Origin of the sequence: Sphingomonas sp. Leaf22, assembly GCF_001421715.1 — a bacterium.
In the GTDB taxonomy this organism is placed as follows: Bacteria; Pseudomonadota; Alphaproteobacteria; order Sphingomonadales; family Sphingomonadaceae; genus Sphingomonas.
This window is the reverse complement of the sequence record NZ_LMKP01000001.1, coordinates 212,321-227,554: the sequence shown is the minus strand read 5'-3', so window position 1 is coordinate 227,554 and position 15,234 is coordinate 212,321. Positions and strand designations below refer to the sequence as shown.

Here is a 15,234-nt window from a genome sequence, read left to right as displayed (position 1 = left end):
AGCTCGACTGCATTTCAGCCGACCAGCCCGGCATGCGCCAGCGCGGCATCGACCGCCGCCCGCGACGCCGCCGACGGTGGCGTCATCGGCAGGCGCAGGTCGGTCGGAAAGCCCGGACGGACCCGGCCCAGCGCGTATTTGACCGGCCCCGGCGACGCATCGCTGAACAGTGCGTCGTGCAGCGGATAGAGCCGGTCCTGGATCGTCAGCGCCCGGCCATAATCGCCCGTCGCACACGCATCCTGAAACTCGGCGCACATTGCCGGCGCGACATTCGCGGTGACCGAGATCGCTCCCACCCCGCCCATCGCGTTGAAGGCGAGCGCCATGTCGTCATTGCCCGACAGTTGCGCGAAGCCGTTGCCGCAGCGGGCGCGATGTTCGGATACCCGCGCCATCTGTCCGGTCGCGTCCTTGATGCCCACGACGACATCGGGAAACGCCTTCACGATGCGCTCGACCGTCTCGACCGCGATGTCGGTGATGGTGCGGCCGGGGACGTTGTAGAGGACGATCGGCAGGCCGCCATCACGCGCCAGCACCTCGAAATGGCGGAACACACCTTCCTGATTGGGGCGGTTGTAATAGGGCGGAACGAGCAGCGCGGCGGCGGCACCCGCTGCCTTGGCGGCATGGATATGATGCAGCGCGACCGCGGTGTCGTTCGATCCGCAACCGGCGATCACCGGCACGCGCCCGGCGGCCTGATCGACGCAGACGCGCACGACATGGTCATGCTCCTCGATCGTCATCGTCGCCGCCTCGCCGGTGGTGCCGCACGGGACCAGCGCGCTCGATCCGCTTTCCACCTGCCAGTCGACCAGCGCGCGGAACGAGGCTTCGTCGAAATTGCCGTCCGCAAACGGCGTGACGAGCGCCGGGATCGAGCCGGAAAACATGGTGGTTGCGCTCCGTGGAGAGGGATTCGGGCCGAAAAGGTGGCGACAGATAGGGCGCGCTTCCATATCATGTCCAGTATGCTGACCACCGTGTTCAAGAGCGCGTTCCTGCTCACCGGCGTCGCGAGCGCCGCCATGGCCACCGGGCTGTTCCAGACCGCTCCGCAGATGGCCCCGCCCGCCAACCCCCTGCCCCGCGCGCAACCGGCCATGCCGGTCGCCCAGCCGATGGTGCAGCCGATGCCCGCACCGGTCCCCTATGATCCGATCCAGCCGGTGCTGTCCGAATGGAAACGCTTGCAGCAATCGGATAATTATCCGTTCGCCGACTATGCCCGGTTCCTGCTGACGCATCCGGGCTTTCCGGGCGAGACCAGCCGGCGCGCGGCGGCCGAAACGGTGCTGCCCGATGGCGGACAGGATGTGGCGACGGTGTTGCGCTTCTTCACCCGCTTCCCGCCGCGCACTGCCGCCGGGCAGTTGCGCTATGCCGAGGCGCTGGCGGCAAGCGGTCGCCTGCCCGAGGCGCAGATGGCGGCACGGGCGGCATGGCGGCGCGGCGTGTTGCGTCCCGCCGACGAGGCACAGTTGATCGGCCGGTTCGCCAGCGCGCTGGCCCCTGCCGATCACGACGCGCGGATGGACAGGCTGTTGTGGCAAGGGGCGACGACCGCCGGCCTGCGGCAGGTCGGCTATGTCTCGGCAGCGATGCGGCCGACGTTCGACGCGCGCATGGCGTTCCGCACCAATGCCGCCGACGCCAGCGTCCGCGCCGAGCAGGCGGGCGTCGATCGCGCCGATCCGGGCTATATCGCCGATCGCGCCAGCTGGCTGCGCGGATCGGGCCAGTCGGGGGCAGCGCGCGCCTATCTGGCGCAGCCGCGCCGGCTGTCGCGAAGCCCGGGCGATGTCGAGGAATGGCTCGAAGTCCTGCTGACCAATGCCCGCGCGGCGCAGGCGGACAGCCAATATGATCTTGCCTGGCGCATCGCGTCGCAGATCGACGACGCGTTTCCGGTGGGCACGGTCGTCGCCGATGCCGGCTATGGCGAGCGCGACGACTATACCAGCCTTGCGTGGCTGGCCGGCACGGTGGCGCTCCAGCAGCTGAACCGGCCGAGCGACGCGACCGGCATGTTCGCCCGCTATGCCAGCGGATCGCGTACGCCGACCGTACGGACCAAGGGCTATTACTGGGCGGGCCGCGCGGCGGAGGCGGCGGGTGACCGGCCGACCGCCGATCGCTGGTATGCGCAGGCCGCCGATCTGGGCGACCTGTTCTATGGCCAGTTGGCGAGTGAACGGATCGGCCGTCCGCTGCGCGCCCCGCCCGCGACCGCCGTCGCGACGGCGGTGCCGGCCGATCTTCGCACCGCCTATATGAACGGCGAGATCGCGCGGGCCGTCCGCTATCTGGGGCGCACCGGGCAATATGCCGACCAGAGCCTGTTCATCCGCAAGATCGCCGAGGATGCGCGCAGCGACACCGACCACGCGCTGGCGGTCGAACTGGCCAAAACGATCGACCGGCCCGACCTGGCGGTGATGGTCGGGCGCAGCGCGCTGCTGAACGGGCATAGCGACTATACGCTGGCAGGCTATCCGTCGGTGCCGGTCGGCGGGCCGCAACAGGACCAGTTCACGCTGATCCACGCGATCGCCCGACAGGAAAGCCAGTTCGACCGCACCGCCGTCAGCCGCGCCGGTGCGCGCGGGTTGATGCAGTTGATGCCGGGCACCGCGCGGGAGACCGCGACCAAGCTGGGCCTGACCTATAGCCCGACCGCATTGAACGACCCGGCGTTCAACATGGCGTTGGGATCGAGCTATATTCAGCGGATGCTCGATTATTATGGCGGCAGCTATCCGCTGGCGATCGCGGCGTACAATGCCGGGCCGGGCAATGTGAACAAGTTCCTGCGCGCCAATGGCGACCCGCGCACGCCGGGCGTCGACATGGTCGAATGGATCGAAAAGATCCCGCTGTCCGAAACGCGCGGCTATGTGCAGCGCGTGCTCGAAAATGCCGTCGTCTATGACCTGATCCATACCGACAAGGCGCGGTCGCGCGGGCCGAACAATCTGAGCTGGTATCTGGGGAAGAATCGACCGGGATGAACGAGCCGCGTCCGAATTATATCACCGCGGCGGGCTATGCCGTGTTGAAGGCCGAATATGACCAGTTGCTGGGCAGCGAGCGACCGAAGCTGGTCGACGTCATTGCATGGGCCGCGGGCAATGGCGACCGGTCGGAAAATGGCGACTATATCTATGGTCGCAAACGGCTGCGCGAGATCGACCGGCGATTGGGGTTCCTCGCCAAACGGATGAAGGCGGCGCGGGTCGTCGACCCCGCCGCGCAGACCGAACGCGGGCGGGCCTGGTTCGGCGCGACGGTCACAATCGCCGACGAGGACGACAACCACCGCACGCTGGAACTGGTCGGCGACGACGAAGCCGATGCCGGCCGTGGGCGGATCGGCTGGAATTCGCCAATGGCGCGCGCCCTGCGCGGAAGCGCGGTCGGCGACGTACGGACGGTGGTGCTGCCGGTCGGGGCCAAGGAGTATGAGGTGATGGCGATCGTCTATCCGTGAGGGTGGACTCCTGCCCCTTCGTCACCCCGGACTTGATCGGGACCTCTGCGGAAGTCGCGACCCGTCCCCCTGCCGTACCCCCGCGCAGGCGGGGGCCCAGGGTTCCAAGCGCAAACCGCTGTTCTGCTTGGCTCTGGACCCCCGCCTGCGCGGGGGTACGGTCAGTTTGCGGCTAAGATTACTATTTTCGCAGAGGTCTCGACTTGCTCCGGAGTGACAGGCGAGCGTTCGGCAGGCATGGCGGCGGGCGGGCAGCTGGGCTAGACCGTCGGCCATGATCCACCTCCCCCACCCCACCGGCAACGTCGCGTTGCTGATCGATGCCGACAATGCCGGTGCCGCCTATCTCGATTCGGTGCTGACGGTGCTGGCCGAGTTCGGCACGGTCAATGTCCGCCGCGCCTATGGTAATTGGGAAAAGCCGGGGCTGAAAAGCTGGAAGGCGCTGTTGATGCGCCACGGGATCGAGCCGTTCCAGCAATTCGACATTACCAAGGGCAAGAACGCGACCGACATGCGGATGACCATCGATGCGATGGACCTGTTGTTGCGCGGGCGGATCACCGGGTTCGGGATCATGTCGTCGGACAGCGATTTTATGCCGCTGGCGCAGCGCATCCGGCAGGAAGGGGTGCCGGTCTATGGCTTCGGCACCGACCGCACGCCCGAGGGCTTCCGCGAAAGCTGCACCCGGTTCATCGATGTCGGGTCGCTCGATGTCGAGGACGTCGCGAACATGCCGCTGCCACCGGCGATCGGCGGCGTGGCCGCGCCCGCCGCGACCCCGGCGGCCAAGCCGGCCCCCGCCCCGGCCCGCAAGCAGCAGAAGATCGACGCCGCGCTCGTGAAGCTGTTGTCCGACGCCTATGACGCGTCGAAGGTCGACAAGCGCGGCTTTGCCAGCCTGTCGGAAGTGGGGCAGCGCGCCGCCAACCGGTCGAGCTTCGATACGCGCAATTACGGGTTCAAACGCCTGTCGGACCTGATCGAGAAGGTGAAGGCGTTCGAGGTCGAGCGGCGCGATACCGGGGTGTTCGTGAAGCTGGTTTGAGGTCAACGCCTCACGATATCCGCTTGCTTCGAGGAGGTTCGAGCCTGTCGGGAACCGGAGGTCGAGAAGGCGGTGCCGCTACCCACAACCCCGTTCGTGCGGAGTAGGGGCTGAGCGAAGTCGAAGATCCGTATCGAAGCACCCGTGGCGGTCCTTCGATACGCCATTTCGACACGCTCTATGGCTACGCAGGACGAACGGTGGGATGCGTTGAACGAGATTCTCGACGGTCGGTTCTCGACAAGCGCGAACCGGCTCGAAGCAAACGGGAGCGGTGAGGCGAACGGGGCATGCCCCGGCCGGCCCCTGAACCCCTTCGGGCGACGGCATCGAAAGCACTATGCGGGCCCCGGCCGGGCGTCCTCGAACGCCAGCGTACCGCCCAGTTGCCGGGTCAGGCTGTTCACCATCCGCATGCCGAGGCTGGTCGGCCGCGACGCGGTCGGGTCCAGCCCCTTCGGGTAGCCCCGATCCGCGACCGTCATCGTCAGGGAGCCATCGGCGCACCGCGTTTCGATCCGCACCGGACTGGTGCCCTCGCCACAGGCATAGTTGACCGCGTTGGCTGCCCGCACGATGTCGTGGCTGCGCAGCGCAGTCCCGCCGAATTCGGCCGGAATCCGCTGCTGGTCGAGGCGGTAGCGGATCGCATCGGCGGGGTATTCCGACCCCGCCCCGTTTTCCTCGACCACCGGCAAGGGTTCAGCGCGTCAGCTTCTTGTATGCCAGACGGGTCGGACGATCGGCGGCATCGCCCATGCGGCGACGCTTGTCGGCCTCATAGGCTTCGAAATTGCCTTCGAACCATTCGACATGGCTGTCGCCTTCGAAGGCGAGGATATGAGTGCACAGGCGATCGAGGAAGAAGCGATCGTGGCTGATGACCACGGCGCAGCCCGCGAACGATTCCAGCGCCTCTTCGAGCGCCCGCAGCGTCTCGACGTCGAGGTCGTTGGTCGGCTCGTCGAGCAGCAGGACGTTGCCGCCCTCCTTGAGCATCTTGGCGATGTGGACGCGGTTGCGCTCACCGCCCGACAGCTGGCCGACCTTCTTCTGCTGGTCCTGCCCCTTGAAGTTGAACGCACCGACATAGGCGCGCGTGCCCAGTTCCTGCTTGCCGAAACGGAACACGTCGAGGCCGTCCGACACTTCTTCCCAGACATTCTTGTTGGGATCGAGATCGTCGCGCGACTGGTCGACATAGCCGAGCTTCACCGTCTGCCCGACCTCGATCGTGCCGCCATCGGGCTGTTCCTGCCCGGTGATGAGCTTGAACAGCGTCGATTTGCCCGCGCCGTTCGGGCCGATCACGCCGACGATGCCGCCCGGCGGCAGGTTGAAGTCAAGATTCTCGAACAGCAGCTTGTCGCCATAGGCCTTGGTGAGCCCTTCGGCCTCGATCACCTTGCCGCCGAGCCGGTCGGGAATCTGGATCAGGATCTGCGCCTTGCCGACGACGCGATTTTCCTGGTTCTTGACCAGTTCGTCGAAGGCGCGGATGCGGGCCTTGGACTTGGTCTGGCGCGCCTTGGGCGTCTGCCGCATCCATGCCAGCTCGTCCTGGATCGCCTTGGCCTTGCCGGCCTCGTCGCGCTCTTCCTGTTCGAGGCGCTTGGCCTTCTTTTCCAGATAGCCCGAATAGTTGGATTCATAGGTGTAGTAGCGCCCGCGATCGAGTTCGAGCACCCAGTTGACGACATTGTCGAGGAAGTACCGGTCGTGGGTCACGAGGATGACGTTGCCGGTATATTCCTTCAGGTAATTTTCCAGCCAGCCGACGCTTTCGGCGTCGAGATGGTTGGTCGGTTCGTCGAGCAGCAGGATTTGCGGCTTTTCGAGCAGCAGCTTGCACAGCGCGACGCGGCGCTTTTCACCACCCGACAGGTTTTCGACCGATGCGTCGCCCGGCGGGCAGCGCAACGCCTCCATCGCGATTTCGAGCTGGTTGTCGAGGCTCCAGCCGTCGACCGCATCGATCTTCGCCTGCAGTTCGCCCATTTCCTCGAGCAGCTTGTCGAAATCGGTATCGTCCTGCGGATCGCCCATTTCGGCCGAGATGGCGTTGAAGCGATCGACCAGATCGGCGACCGGACGGACGCCGTCCTTGACGTTCTCCATCACCGTCTTCGTGTTGTCGAGCTTGGGTTCCTGCGCCAGATAGCCGACCTTGATCCCCTCGGCGGCCCATGCCTCGCCGGTGAATTCGGTGTCCATCCCCGCCATGACCTTCATCAGCGTGGACTTGCCCGCGCCGTTCGGACCGATGATCGCGATCTTCGCGTCAGGCAGGAATTGCAGGTGGATGTTGTTCAGCACCGGCTTGTTCGCGCCGGGGAAGGTCTTGGTCAGACCCTTCATCACATAGCTGTACTGTACGGCCATTGCCGAAGGCTCCGTTTCGAATGTCGGGAAGGGGTATAAGCGTTTGCCGCGATGTAGCGACGGGCCGGGGACTTGGCAACGCGGGGAACTTTGGCGCGGCGGACCAATCCTCCCCGGCACGGGGAGGGGGACCATGCGAAGCATGGTGGAGGGGGATCGCCTCGCAACGCAACGGTTTCATATGCGGCTCTCCCCCTCCACCAGCTTCGCTGGTCATCCTCCCCGCCCACGGGGAGGATTTGCGTTCTTCCAAGCTGACCGTATGGAACGGCACAGAACCAAAAAGGGGAACTCCATGCGCCGTCTGCTCTTAGCCGCCCTTGCCCTGCCCCTGCCCGCGTTCGCGCAGCCGATGGACGTCGCCACTCTGCGCGATGCGGCGCTGAACGACACCGTCGCATGGGACATTACCGAGGGGCTGACGACCGAGATCGGCCCGCGTCTTGCCGGCACCCCCGACGAGGCGCGCGCCCGCGACTGGGCGATGACGCGGCTGAAGGCATTGGGGTTCAGCAATGTCCACATCGAACCCTATCAGATGCCGGTGTGGGTGCGGGGCGAGGAACGTGCCGCGATCGTCAGCCCCTTCCCACAGCCCCTGGCGATCACCGCGCTCGGCAATTCGGGAGCGACGCCGGCGAAGGGACTGGAAGCGGAGATCGTCTATTTCCCGACGCTCGACGATCTGAAGGCGGCGCCGGCCGGTAGCCTGAATGGCAAGATCGCGTTCGTCAGCCACGCCATGGCCGCAACGCAGGACGGGTCGAGCTATGGCGCGTTCGGCGCGGTCCGTCGCGCCGGCCCGGCGATCGCTGCGCAGAAGGGGGCGGCGGCGATCGTCATCCGCTCGGTCGGCACCGATCATCATCGCAACCCGCATGCCGGCAGCACCAGCTTCCCCGCCGGTACGACGCCCATCCCGGCGGGCGCGCTGTCGGTGCCCGACGCCGAACAGCTCGAACGCGTGCTGAAGCGCGGACAGCCGGTCCGGTTGCGCCTGACGCTGACCCCGCGCCAGATCGGCATGCGCGAATCGGGCAATGTCATCGCGGAGGTTCCGGGCAGCGATCCGGCCGCCGGGATCGTCCTGATCGGCGGGCATCTCGACAGCTGGGATCTCGGCACCGGCGCGATCGACGATGCCGCAGGTCTGGGCATCACCACCGCCGCCGCCAAGCGGATCATGGACGCCGGCCGTCCGCGCCGCACGATCCGGGTCGTGTGGTTCGGCGCGGAGGAGGTGGGCGGCGTCGGCGGCGCGGCTTATGCGAAGGCGCATGCCGGTGACCGCCATGCCGTGGCCGCGGAGAGCGATTTCGGGGCCGACCGCATCTGGAAGTTCGACGTCGCCCTGCCCCCCGAATCGACCGCGATCGGAGACCGTCTGGCGACCGCGCTCGCCCCGCTTGGCATCACGCGAGGAACCGCCGTGGCCGGGGACGGGACAGATATCGGGCCGACGCTGGCGCAAAATGTTGCAGCGGTTGATCTGGCCCAATCGGGGCTGCGCTACTTCGATCTGCACCACACGCCCGACGATACGCTGGACAAGGTCGACCCGGAACAATTGCGCCAGAACGTAGCGGCATGGACGGCGATGCTGGCCATCGTTACCAACGCGCCGGAACCGATCGGACCGTTTCGTCGCAAGTGACCAACGGTTAACCATTGGTCGCAAAGCCGCATTCTTGCCACAATTGGCGATTGACGACAGCGTGGAAGGCGCTATTGCGGCAACTTCGCGACGGCGGTGACGCCGGCCTCTCGCGAAATGGATTTCTCTGGGAGTTACCCTTATGAAGAAGATCATGCTCGTCGCCGCCGCAGCCGGCCTCCTCTCGGTCGCCGCTTGCAAGAACACCCCGACCGACAACGCCGCGGACGCAGCGTCGGACAACCTGGAAATGCTGGCCGACAACCTCGAAGCGCAGGCTGAGAACACGTCGAACGAAGCCGTTGCCGCCGACCTGATGAACGCTTCGGAAAACGCCGAAGACGCGTCGGACGCGATCGAGAATTCGGCCGAGCTGAACGGCATGTAATCCATGTTCCCGCGTCCTTCGGGGCACGGGAAACCGGATTTCGGAAAGGGCGCCCCCGGCAACGGTGGCGCCCTTTTTCGTGCGTGCAGAATCGTTACGCCGGCGATCCCACGATGGCACGAATAAGGCATTATTGCGGCCTGCCGGTCGCCGGCTTTCGGAAGGCCCGACCCGTCGCCGATGTCGCGGTACCGACCGGTACATCGCGATCTACTCCAAATAGATGACAGGCGGCGGCAGTGGATCGCGCTATGGTTTCCGCCATAGGCGGGAGGCGATCGGTGACCGGACATACGGGCAATTTTGGGAAATGGATCCTGCCGATGGCGGCGATCTTGCTGTTGGCGTCCCCCGCCCTCGCGCAACCGGCACCGGGGATCACCATGCCGCCCGAAATAGGTGCGGCCTATGGCCGGCTGGGCAATGCGATGATGGCACATGACGCCGCCGGGGTCAGGACCGTCTGGGCCGAGGATTTCGTGGTCAACGCGCCGAACAACGCCGTCCTGCGTCGCGAGGAGGTGATCGCGGCGATGGCACAGGACCTGATCGACTATCGCGATTTTCGCAAACATATCTCGCTGATCGACCGCAAGCCCGAGGTCACCGTAGTGATGGGGTATGATACCATGGTTCCGATCAAGGGACCGGGTGCCGGCAAGCAGGTGCTGCGCCCCTTCACCGATGTCTGGGCCAAGCGCAGTGGCGGATGGCAGCTTATCGCCCGGCAGGCGACGATCGCCGCAGCGCAGTAAGCCGGCACCGGCTCGGCGTCGCCACTTCGGGAGGTCTCATGCCCTATCGCCACGCGCACCGATGGTTGATCCTGTTGTTTCCGATGATCGCCCTCGCCTTCTGGCCCGGCTATTTCGGGCGATTGGGGACCGCGCCGTTCGCGCTGCATGCGCACGGCATCACCGCGACCGCATGGCTGGCGCTGCTGACCGCGCAAAGCTGGTCGATCGCCACCGGCCGCATAGCGTGGCACCGGGCAAGCGGCCTCGCCACGTTCGTCGTCCTGCCGCTGTTCGCTGCGGCAGGTCCGCTCGCGCTGCACAGCATGGCATCTTCGTGGCGGACCGATGCCGATCCATTCCACGCTGCCTATGGTGCCCGGTTGGCGATCGCCGACCTGATCGCCGGGGCGGCCGTGATCGCGATGGTCGCCTATGCGCTATGGCAGCGACGTCGGGTGGCGGTGCATGCGTCGGCGATGCTGGCAACGGCGCTGCTGGTGCTGCCGCCGATCCTCGGGCGGTTGCTGCCGGCGGTCCCCGGCTATCCGAGCGGCGGCGTGGCGGGGTTCGACGGATTTCACCTGTCGTTCGAACTCGCTAACCTCCTGACGCTGCTGATCGCGATCGTCCTTGCGATGCGCAGGGAGGCGCGCGGCGTCGGCTTTGCCTTTGCCGCGATCGCAACCGCCGCGCAGATGATCGCGTTCGAGACGATCGGCGATACCGACGCGTGGCACCGCTGCGCGATACTGCTGACCGATATGCCGCCGCTGCTGCTGGCAGTCGCCGCGATGCTGGCGAGCGGGGCGCTGCTATGGTGGGCATGGCATCTGGTCCCGCCCCGTACGACGATGCGGCGCGACGTTGCTCCTGCCAGTCTTTAGCGATCGATGATGCGCTCCCCTCACCGTCCGCCATCCTGCGCAACGGGGTGGTAAGGTCGGACGAAGCAAGCTCGGGCGGCGGTGACGCGTGACGAAGACGATCCCGCTGCATTCGCACAGCTTGACCGGGAGGCGTACGCGACCGACGTAGTCAAGATGACCGACGCACGCGCCACGACGCTGGACCTTCTCGCGCGGCGCGCGGCAGGCGCGACGATCTGCCCGAGCGAGGTGGCACGTGCGCTGTCACCGGAGGACTGGCGCAGTATGATGCCGTCGGTCCACGCGGCGGTCGACGGGCTGGTCCGCGACGGATCGGTGCGGCTGAGCTGGAAGGGGAAGCCGTTGGCGACGCGATCGGGACCGTACCGGATCGGCCGTTCGGGCGACGAATCAGGCCTGCCCTCTCCCGCACCGATCGGCGATACGCTACCCTGCGAACATGGCGAAAAAGAAGCGCTACCTGACCGCGACGATGGCCGACGGCTATGTGAAGACGATCGGTCCGACCGCCGCGCCGTTCACCCATTACTGGCGCATCGTCGCGCACCTGCACGACGGCAAGACTGAGGTCTTCTGGGGACACGCCACCTCCGTCCGGGACGCGGCGAGCAAGGAGGCGCTGACCGAACAGGCCGCGCGGCGGCACGGCTGGAAGGGCTTCGATTTCGAGATCGCCGAGCTTACCGAACATTGATGCCCTGCGTCCGGCAGGTGGCCGTTCGCGATCGCCAGTCGCATCGCGCGGCGAGCGGCGCTACAGCGGTACGATCCCGGGCAGATTGCCTGCCGACGCGCCTTGAAGGATGTCGATCATCTTCCTCGTCTTCCTGATACCCGCGATCTACGTCGCGTCCCGCACCCTGTGGCCATTGGCGCTGCCGCTGTGGAGCAAGGTCGTCGTGGCGCTGCTCCTGCTCGTCATATCGCAATATCACCTGTGGAGCAGGCTGTCCTCGGGTTCGGTCTTCGCCCCCGAATTCCCGCGCCCGGTCGTCATCCTCTTCAACTGGGCGTTCGGGGCGCTGGTGCTGCTGTGGCTGGTTCAGATCGTGCTCGATCTCGGGCTGCTGACGACGGCGGCCGTCCGGTGGCAAAGCGTGGGCTTGCCGGATGCCGCGCGATATGGCGCGATCGGTCTGGCGTCGGTGGCCAGCGCGATCGCGGTCGCCAATGCGGTCCGGGTCCCGCCGATCCGCGACGTCGCGGTCGAGATCGCGGGCCTGCCGCCGCAATTCGAAGGGTATCGCATCCTTCAATTGACCGACCTTCACATCAGCAAACTGTTTCCCGGAGCCTGGGCCAGCGCCGTCGTGGCCCGCGCCAACGCGGCGGGCAGCGACGTGATCGTCGTTACGGGCGACTTCATCGATGGCTCGGTCGATATGCGCCGTAAGGACGTGGAGCCGCTTCGCGCGCTTCGGGCTCCGGACGGCATCTGGGCGATCCCGGGCAACCACGAATATTTCTTCGACTATGCGGCATGGATGCGACACCTGACCGCGCTCGGCTTCCGGATGCTGCCCAATGCCCATATGGTCATCCGGCGCGGCAGTGCTGAACTGGTCGTCGCCGGCGTGACCGATCTGTCCGCCCCGAGCGTGGGTGAGGCCGGCCCGGACCTCGGGCTGGCGCTGCGCGGCGCACCGACCGATGCGCCGATCGTCCTGCTCGATCATCAACCGCGGCAAGCGCTAGACGCCGCCGCGAGGGGTGTGTCGCTGCAACTGTCCGGCCACACGCATGGCGGCATGATGATGGGTCTGGATCGGCTCGTCGCCCGCGCCAACGGGGGTTTCGTCGCGGGCCGCTATCGGGTCGGCGACATGACCCTGTACGTCAGCAACGGCACGGGGCTGTGGCCGGGGTTCGCGCTTCGCCTCGGCGTGCCATCGGAGATGACCCGCTTCACCTTGCGCGCAAAGCCGTAACGGATGGATGCGGTCACCGGATTGACGATAGCGCCCAACCACGACCATCGTCCCCGCATGACCATCTCGCTGGCCGATGCGCGACGCATGGCCCTCACGGCCCAAGGGTTCGGTCGGCCACAGCCCGTACCGACGACGGCGGCGCACCTTCGCAAGGTTGCCGATCGCATCGGCCTGTTCCAGATCGACAGCGTCAACGTCCTCGCCCGTGCGCAGTATTTGCCGGCTTTCTCACGGCTCGGTGGCTATGACCGATCGCTGCTCGAACAGGCCGCCTGGGGTCCGAAGCGGCAGCGCCGGTTCTTCGAATATTGGGCGCATGAGGCGTCGTTGTTGCCGCTCGACCTGCATCCACTCCTGCGGTGGCGGATGGCGCGCGCCGAGCGGGGCGAGATCGGCTATCGGGCGCTGCGCCGCTTCGCGACCGAACGCCGGGGCGAAGCGGACGCGGTGCTGGCCCGCATCGCCGCAGAGGGGCCGCTGACCGCCGCCGAGTTCGAGAACGGTTCGAGCCGCAGCGGCTGGTGGGAATGGAGCGACACGAAACATGTCCTCGAATGGCTGTTCTGGTCGGGCCGGATCACGACCACGACACGGCGGGGCAGCTTCGCGCGGGTCTACGACCTGCCCGAAAAGGTCCTGCCGCCCGCCGTTCTCGCCATGCCGACGCCGACCGTCGCCGAGGCGCAGCGCGCGCTGATCGAGCGTAGCGCGCGGGCGCTCGGCATCGCGACCGCGGTGGACCTGCGCGACTATTACCGGCTGAAACCCGGCGAGGCGGATCATGCCATCGCCGATCTGGCGGAGGACGGCGTGCTGGTCCCCGTCCGTGTCGAGGGCTGGAGCCAGAAGGCGTGGTGCCATCGCGACGCTTCGCCACCGCGGCGGGTGCGCGGGGCGGCGTTGCTGGCACCATTCGATCCGCTGATCTGGGAGCGTAGCCGCACCGAACGCCTGTTCGGTTTCCGCTACCGGATCGAAATCTACGTGCCGCAGGACCGGCGAACGCACGGCTATTACGTGCTGCCCTTCCTGCTGGACGAGGCGCTGGTCGCGCGGGTCGACCTGAAGGCGGACCGGCAAGCAGATGTGTTGCTGGCGCACCGCATCACGCTCGAACCCGGTGCGCCCGACGATAGCTTGCGCCGCTTGCAAGTCGAACTGGAGCGGATGGCGATATGGCTCGGCCTGTCGACGGTACGCGTCGGCGAGGTCGTCCGCCCCGGTTGAACCGCGCAGTTTGCGGTTCGGCAATCTCACGCCATCGCCGCCGATGGATATAACGGTTCCCGATCAACGAGTTGGCGACGCGAAATCCGCAAATTTTATAAGGTGGTCGGGGAGACAGGATTCGAACCTGCGACATCCTGCTCCCAAAGCAGGCGCGCTACCAGACTGCGCCACTCCCCGACGGAGGGTTGCGCCTAGGCCGGTATCGGCCGCGACGCAAGCAGGCATTTGGTGGGCCCGGCAGGACTCGAACCCGCAACCTAGCCGTTATGAGCGGCCAGCTCTAACCATTGAGCTACAGGCCCCACCTGCGGGCGCAGCGATAGCGTCGCCGCCCACGCCTGCGCAAGGGCGTTGATGCCCCTGCCCTTTATGCGGAGTCGCGTTCGACCAGAACCGGCTGCATCATGACCGACGGTGCATCCTCACCGGCGATGCGGCGGAACAGCGCCGACACCATCGCATCGGCACCGCGGGCGATGTCCTGTCGCACCGTCGTGATGCGCGGCATCGCGCTGAGCGCCAGTGGCAGGTCGTCATAGCCGACGACCGGCATGTCGTCGGGCACGCGGATGCCGCGATCGGCCAGCACCCGCAGCGTCGTCAGCGCGATCACGTCCGAAGCTGCCGCGATACCGTCGATCTCGCCACCGACGCGGTCGAGATGCGCGGTCACTTCCTGCACCATGATGTCGGAGGCGAGATGGGTGTCGAGCTGGATCGGCGGATGGTCGATCCCCGCCGCCGCCGTGGCGGATGCAACCCCTTCGTAACGCTGGCGGATTTCCGGGGCGCGCAGTTCGCCGAGAAAGGCGATGCGCCGCGCGCCGCGCGCGATCAGGCGCTCGCCGGCCAATCGGCCGCCGGCGATGTTGTCGGTCCCGACCGCACAATGCACCTGCCCCGGCAGACCGCTGCTGCCCCACGCGACGAGCGGGCGATAGCGGCGGGCGACGCGTTCGATCGTATCGACCTGATCCGACTGGCCGATCAGCAGGACGCCGTCCATCATCCCTGAATCGACGATCCGTTCCAGCCAGTCGGTCGCGTCGGGAATGATCCGCGACAGCATCAGGTCATAGCCGTCCTCGGTCAGCCGGTCGGCCAGAAAGCCCAGCATCGTCATAAAGAACGGATCCGACAAATGCTGTCGCCGTTCATGACCGAGCGGCACGACCACGCCGATCACCCCGGTACGCTGGGTCCGCAACCGGCTGGCCATTTGGTTGGGGCGAAAGCTGTGTTCGGTGGCGAGCGCCTGTATCCGGTCCCGTGTTTCCGCATTCACCAGCGACTTGCCGGCCAGCGCGCGCGACACGGTGCCCGGCGACACCCCGGCCAGTCGCGCCAGATCGGCAATGGTTCGCACCCGCGCCTTGTGTGAATCTTGCTCCATGCCGCTGCTTGTACGAACAAAAACTCGCGATCCGCCAGCAAAATATCTGCCCGTATTCCAATGTTGCAAACGATTGCGAAAGACG

Annotated in this window: 15 protein-coding genes and 2 tRNA genes; 11 read left to right on the top strand and 6 right to left on the bottom strand. The window is 66.5% G+C overall.

Annotated features, from left to right (window positions below):
- Positions 1-14 precede the first annotated feature (14 nt).
- Positions 15-899: a 4-hydroxy-tetrahydrodipicolinate synthase gene (dapA, locus tag ASE70_RS01115; RefSeq protein ID WP_056500470.1), complete on the bottom strand. Its 885-nt coding sequence runs from the start codon at positions 897-899 to the stop codon at positions 15-17.
- A gap of 78 nt (positions 900-977) precedes the next feature.
- Between dapA and ASE70_RS01110 the strand changes: the two genes are divergently transcribed.
- From ASE70_RS01110 to ASE70_RS01100, 3 genes are all read left to right on the top strand, one after another.
- Positions 978-3,017: a lytic transglycosylase domain-containing protein gene (locus tag ASE70_RS01110; RefSeq protein WP_056500469.1), complete on the top strand. Its 2,040-nt coding sequence runs from the start codon at positions 978-980 to the stop codon at positions 3,015-3,017.
- The gene (gene greB / locus ASE70_RS01105; RefSeq protein WP_056403437.1) at positions 3,014-3,496 is read left to right on the top strand and encodes a transcription elongation factor GreB; all 483 of its coding nucleotides are present in this window, start codon (positions 3,014-3,016) and stop codon (positions 3,494-3,496) included. The genes ASE70_RS01110 and greB overlap by 4 nt, the downstream gene beginning before the upstream one ends.
- A gap of 274 nt (positions 3,497-3,770) precedes the next feature.
- A complete protein-coding gene (locus tag ASE70_RS01100; protein ID WP_056403434.1) occupies positions 3,771-4,547 on the top strand; it encodes an NYN domain-containing protein in 777 nt (258 codons plus the stop codon).
- Positions 4,548-4,885: 338 nt separating this feature from the next.
- Here ASE70_RS01100 and ASE70_RS01095 read toward each other — a convergent pair whose 3' ends face one another.
- Positions 4,886-5,239, bottom strand: coding sequence for a hypothetical protein (locus tag ASE70_RS01095; protein ID WP_156347518.1), 354 nt, complete (start codon positions 5,237-5,239; stop codon positions 4,886-4,888).
- Between the two features lie 10 nt (positions 5,240-5,249).
- Entirely contained in the window at positions 5,250-6,929 is a 1,680-nt protein-coding gene (gene ettA / locus ASE70_RS01090; RefSeq protein ID WP_056403428.1) for an energy-dependent translational throttle protein EttA, read from the bottom strand.
- 295 nt (positions 6,930-7,224) lie between these two features.
- Here ettA and ASE70_RS01085 point away from each other — a divergent pair, with 295 nt between their 5' ends.
- The 8 genes from ASE70_RS01085 (at position 7,225) to ASE70_RS01055 (ending at position 13,753) form a co-directional block, all read left to right on the top strand.
- On the top strand, positions 7,225-8,583 hold the full coding sequence (locus ASE70_RS01085; protein WP_056500467.1) for a M20/M25/M40 family metallo-hydrolase: 1,359 nt from the start codon (positions 7,225-7,227) through the stop codon (positions 8,581-8,583).
- 142 nt (positions 8,584-8,725) lie between these two features.
- Positions 8,726-8,971 (top strand): hypothetical protein, encoded by a 246-nt coding sequence (locus ASE70_RS01080; protein WP_055999903.1) that lies wholly within the window; start codon positions 8,726-8,728, stop codon positions 8,969-8,971.
- A 281-nt stretch (positions 8,972-9,252) separates the two neighbouring features.
- The gene (locus ASE70_RS01075; RefSeq protein WP_056403422.1) at positions 9,253-9,726 is read left to right on the top strand and encodes a nuclear transport factor 2 family protein; all 474 of its coding nucleotides are present in this window, start codon (positions 9,253-9,255) and stop codon (positions 9,724-9,726) included.
- 38 nt (positions 9,727-9,764) lie between these two features.
- Positions 9,765-10,592 (top strand): hypothetical protein, encoded by an 828-nt coding sequence (locus tag ASE70_RS01070; protein WP_056500464.1) that lies wholly within the window; start codon positions 9,765-9,767, stop codon positions 10,590-10,592.
- A 156-nt stretch (positions 10,593-10,748) separates the two neighbouring features.
- On the top strand, positions 10,749-11,162 hold the full coding sequence (locus ASE70_RS20945; RefSeq protein WP_327196818.1) for a DUF3253 domain-containing protein: 414 nt from the start codon (positions 10,749-10,751) through the stop codon (positions 11,160-11,162).
- Positions 11,068-11,289, top strand: coding sequence for a hypothetical protein (locus ASE70_RS01065; protein WP_327196817.1), 222 nt, complete (start codon positions 11,068-11,070; stop codon positions 11,287-11,289). The genes ASE70_RS20945 and ASE70_RS01065 overlap by 95 nt, the downstream gene beginning before the upstream one ends.
- Before the next feature lie 109 nt (positions 11,290-11,398).
- On the top strand, positions 11,399-12,523 hold the full coding sequence (locus tag ASE70_RS01060; RefSeq protein ID WP_056500459.1) for a metallophosphoesterase: 1,125 nt from the start codon (positions 11,399-11,401) through the stop codon (positions 12,521-12,523).
- Positions 12,524-12,580: 57 nt separating this feature from the next.
- Positions 12,581-13,753 carry a winged helix-turn-helix domain-containing protein gene (locus ASE70_RS01055; protein ID WP_056500449.1) on the top strand — a complete coding sequence of 391 codons (1,173 nt, stop codon included), beginning with the start codon at positions 12,581-12,583 and terminating at the stop codon, positions 13,751-13,753.
- Between the two features lie 103 nt (positions 13,754-13,856).
- On the opposite strand, the gene ASE70_RS01050 is transcribed toward ASE70_RS01055, so the two are convergent.
- The 3 genes from ASE70_RS01050 to ASE70_RS01040 form a co-directional block, all read right to left on the bottom strand.
- Positions 13,857-13,933, bottom strand: a tRNA-Pro gene (locus ASE70_RS01050).
- A 49-nt stretch (positions 13,934-13,982) separates the two neighbouring features.
- A tRNA-Ile gene (locus ASE70_RS01045) sits at positions 13,983-14,058 on the bottom strand.
- A 65-nt stretch (positions 14,059-14,123) separates the two neighbouring features.
- Positions 14,124-15,149, bottom strand: a complete 1,026-nt coding sequence (locus ASE70_RS01040; RefSeq protein ID WP_056403409.1) for a LacI family DNA-binding transcriptional regulator — start codon at positions 15,147-15,149, stop codon at positions 14,124-14,126.
- Between the last annotated feature and the right edge of the window lie 85 nt (positions 15,150-15,234).